The organism is Burkholderia sp. Ac-20379, assembly GCF_017104645.1.
GTDB lineage: Bacteria > Pseudomonadota > Gammaproteobacteria > Burkholderiales > Burkholderiaceae > Burkholderia.
In genome coordinates, this window is record NZ_JAAGPF010000509.1 from 1 (window position 1) to 3247 (window position 3247).

The window sequence follows — 3247 nt, forward strand, 5'->3', positions numbered from 1 at the left end:
TAGGCCGGCGCCGCACCGGCCGCCCCCGATGCATCGGAGGCGCCTGCCGGATTGGAGGCTGAATCGGAGGCCGCCGCCGGCGGCGCCATCGGCGCCGGCGAGACGCCGCTGGCCGCGCCCGATTGCGACGCGTCGCTCGACGCGGCTGGCGAGCTGGCCGCACTGCCTGCGCTGCCGCTGTCGCTCTGCTTCGAACAGCCGGCCGCCGCGAGCAGCCCCGCACACAGCGCGCCCATGGCAAGCGCGCGCCACACTGGTCGTGTCGGATCGTGTTGCATAAGACCTCCGTCGTTGGAAGAACCGGAGGCGCGCGCAAGACCCGTGCCCCGCGCGGCGCACCCGGCTGGCATGGCGGTTGCTGGAGAAAAGCGGACACGCCGCCGCATCCCCGCCGATCCCGGCCGGCGCGGCGTGCGGGGCCGGCACGCCGCCCGCCCCGGCCAAGCATGGAGGAATCACGCGTGACTCAAGTGGATCTGCTCCGTTACCTCGTGACGAGCCAACTGGTCGCACGCATCCAGACCGGGCGCTGGATGCCGTCCGACCGCGTGGTGGCCGCCACCCGTCTGTGGCTGGCCAGCCATCGCGTGGAGTGCGAGTGGCTCGACCGGATCCGCATCGCGATGGCCGCGCGCGGCCTGGCCAACGAGATCTACGACGTGGCCACGTCGGGCAACGGCCCCGGCCTCGCCGACGGCCTGCTCGCCGACGAAGGCTCGCCGCAGATGGAAGCGCTGCGCGCACGCTGCGAGCATTATCTGCAGCGGCTGCACCGCGATTGAGGTTCGGCGCGGTGCGATTCGGCGCGGCAGCGCGCCGTGCGCCGACCGGCCGGCTGCGCGCGGCCGGCCGACACAATCGATTTGAAAGCATGTAAATCGGCAGTTAGCGGCCGATTCAATCCGAACCGATTATCCATTCGGTTCAATTACCCCAAGCTTGGGCGTTAACTCCATTGCGCCCGCCTGCGCCTGCGTCTGTTCCGGTTCTTGCCTTGCGCCCATCCCGCGTGCGCCTACCTGAATCCGGTTAATCGTCCGCACCTTGAATACCCGGGTTTTCCCTTTCCCGTCATACCCCGATGCCCCGATAAAAATCCATACGCCCCTTTTCAAATTTCGATTGCCAACACTATTTTTCCTTTCGCCTCTCGATTCCTCGCCAATCCCGCCGTTAACAAGAAAAACAATAAATCCATCGTAATATCGGCTAATAAAAGTCCGAATTGCTTCGACATTCCGGCAAGGGAACAAGGATGAAAGCGAGAGAATCAGCGGGACGGGGCAACACGTCGGAACGGGTATCGAAACCGCAAGCGGGCAACGCAACGCGTGCGCTCCGGCTGGCCGGGGCAGGCATCCTGGCGGGTGCGGCGCTGGCGCTCGCGGCCTGCGGGGGAGACGACAGCGGCGGCAGCCCGAGCGCGCTCGGCGCCATTTCGAACCAGGCCGTGATCGACGACACCGCCTATTCCACGAGCGCGAGCGCCAGCCTGAGCCCGTGGCAGGTCAACGAATCGGCGGCGGTCATGCACCGCCAGTGGACGGGCAACGGCAAAACCGTCAGCTACACGTCGACCACCGGCCATTTGAGCGCGCTGGCCCCGGACGGCACGCCCGAGGCCAGCCTGTCCTACGTCGCCTATACCGCGCCGAGCCAGGACGGCCAGCCGCGCCCCGTCACGTTCTTCTACAACGGCGGCCCGGGCTCGTCGTCCGTATGGCTGCGGCTCGGCGCGTTCGCGCCCACCCGCGTGGTCACGCCCGATCCGCTGATGACCAACTGGCCGAACTTCCCGCTGGTCAGCAACGACGACAGCCTGATCGACACCACCGACATGGTGTTCATCGACCCGCCCGGCACCGGCTTCTCGGAAGCGATCGCGCCGAACACCAACCAGACGTTCTGGGGCGCCGATCCGGACGTGGCCGTGATGCGCGATTTCATTCGCCGCTACCTCGCCGTCAACAAGCGCGCCGATGCGCCGCTCTATCTCTACGGCGAGTCGTACGGCACGCCGCGCACCAACATGCTGGCGCTGGCGCTCGAATCGGCCGGCGTGAACCTGAGCGGCATCGTGCTGCAATCGTCGATCCTCAACTACTTCGCGGATCCCAGCCAAACCTACGCGATCGCCGGGAGCAGCTCGGCCGGCGCAGCGCTGGCGCTAAAGGCCGCGACCGACGGGATGATCGGCTATTTCCTCGGCTACGCGCAGGTGGCTGCCTATTTCAACCAGGTTTCGCCCGCGCCGGCCGGCGCGGCGCAGCTCGCCGCGCAGATGCAGGCGTTCGCGACCGCCCAGTACGCGCAACTCGCGCAATACGGGCCGAGCTTCTTCTTCGCCGGCACCGCGCTCGTGCCAACGGCGGCCTACCCCGACATCAACACGCTGTCGCAATGGTCGACGCAGACCAGCCTGTCGTTCGCCGCGCTGAGCGCGTATTTCGGCGGGAAGTACTATGGCCGCGCGCTGGTGCCCGGCTCGACCATCGGCCGCTACGACGGCCGCGTGATCCTGCCGAGCGGCGACCCGCGCCTGCAGACGGATTCGGATCCGTCCGACATCCTGATCTCGCAGCCGTTCACCACCGTGCTGGCCTCGCAATTGCCGAACGAGCTCGGCTACCAGGCGCCGAACGCCACCTATGCGACGCTGAACAACGCCGTCATCAACGGCTGGGATTTCAGCCACGCCGGGCAGGCCGTGCCGGACACGATCCCCGATCTGCTCGCCGCGCTCCAGCTCAACCCGCAGTTGAAGGTGCTGTCGGCCAATGGCTATCACGATCTGGCCACGCCCTACTTCCTGACCGAGAACCAGCTCGCGCGGCTGCAGACCGTGTCCGGCCTCGCGCCTAACCTGCAGATGACGTTCTACCCCGGCGGCCACATGATCTATCTGGACAACGACGCGCGGCCCCGCCTGCGCGCCGATCTGGGCGCGTTTTTCGCGAACCGGCCGATCGCGAACGCGCTGTCGCTCGCGCAATTGCCCGCGCCCTGGCCCGACCAGAGCCCGGCCAACGTGCGAACCGCGAATACTGCGCTCGCGGCCCGCTGATGCCGCCCCTTTCTTCGACGACTCGACGAGCAACGCCATGATCCGTCCGCATCCGATCCCGACCGGCCTGTCATTCGCGGCGCTGGCCCGCGCCGCTCTGCTCGCCGCGCCGGTTGCGCTGGCGCTGGCCGCCAGCCCGGCCGCCGTGGCCGCACAACAGGCCGTCTCCACGCCGGCGCCGCT

At 67.9% G+C, this 3247-nt stretch carries 3 protein-coding genes; 2 read left to right on the top strand and 1 reads right to left on the bottom strand.

Features of this window, described 5'->3' with window-relative positions; all coding sequences use genetic code 11:
• The coding region (locus tag G3N92_RS32065) for a hypothetical protein (RefSeq protein WP_206131550.1) at positions 1-278 on the bottom strand (278 nt) is incomplete at its 3' end.
• 183 nt (positions 279-461) lie between these two features.
• Here G3N92_RS32065 and G3N92_RS32070 point away from each other — a divergent pair.
• On the top strand, positions 462-782 hold the full coding sequence (locus G3N92_RS32070; protein WP_206131551.1) for a hypothetical protein: 321 nt from the start codon (positions 462-464) through the stop codon (positions 780-782).
• A gap of 473 nt (positions 783-1255) precedes the next feature.
• Entirely contained in the window at positions 1256-3064 is a 1809-nt protein-coding gene (locus tag G3N92_RS32075) for a peptidase S10 (RefSeq protein WP_206131552.1), read from the top strand.
• Positions 3065-3247 lie beyond the last annotated feature (183 nt).

What these genes read in the sequence shown, in the direction of transcription:
- G3N92_RS32075 (WP_206131552.1), top strand. Translation starts at nt 1,256, where the DNA reads ATGAAAGCGAGAGAATCAGCGGGACGGGGCAACACGTCGGAACGGGTA.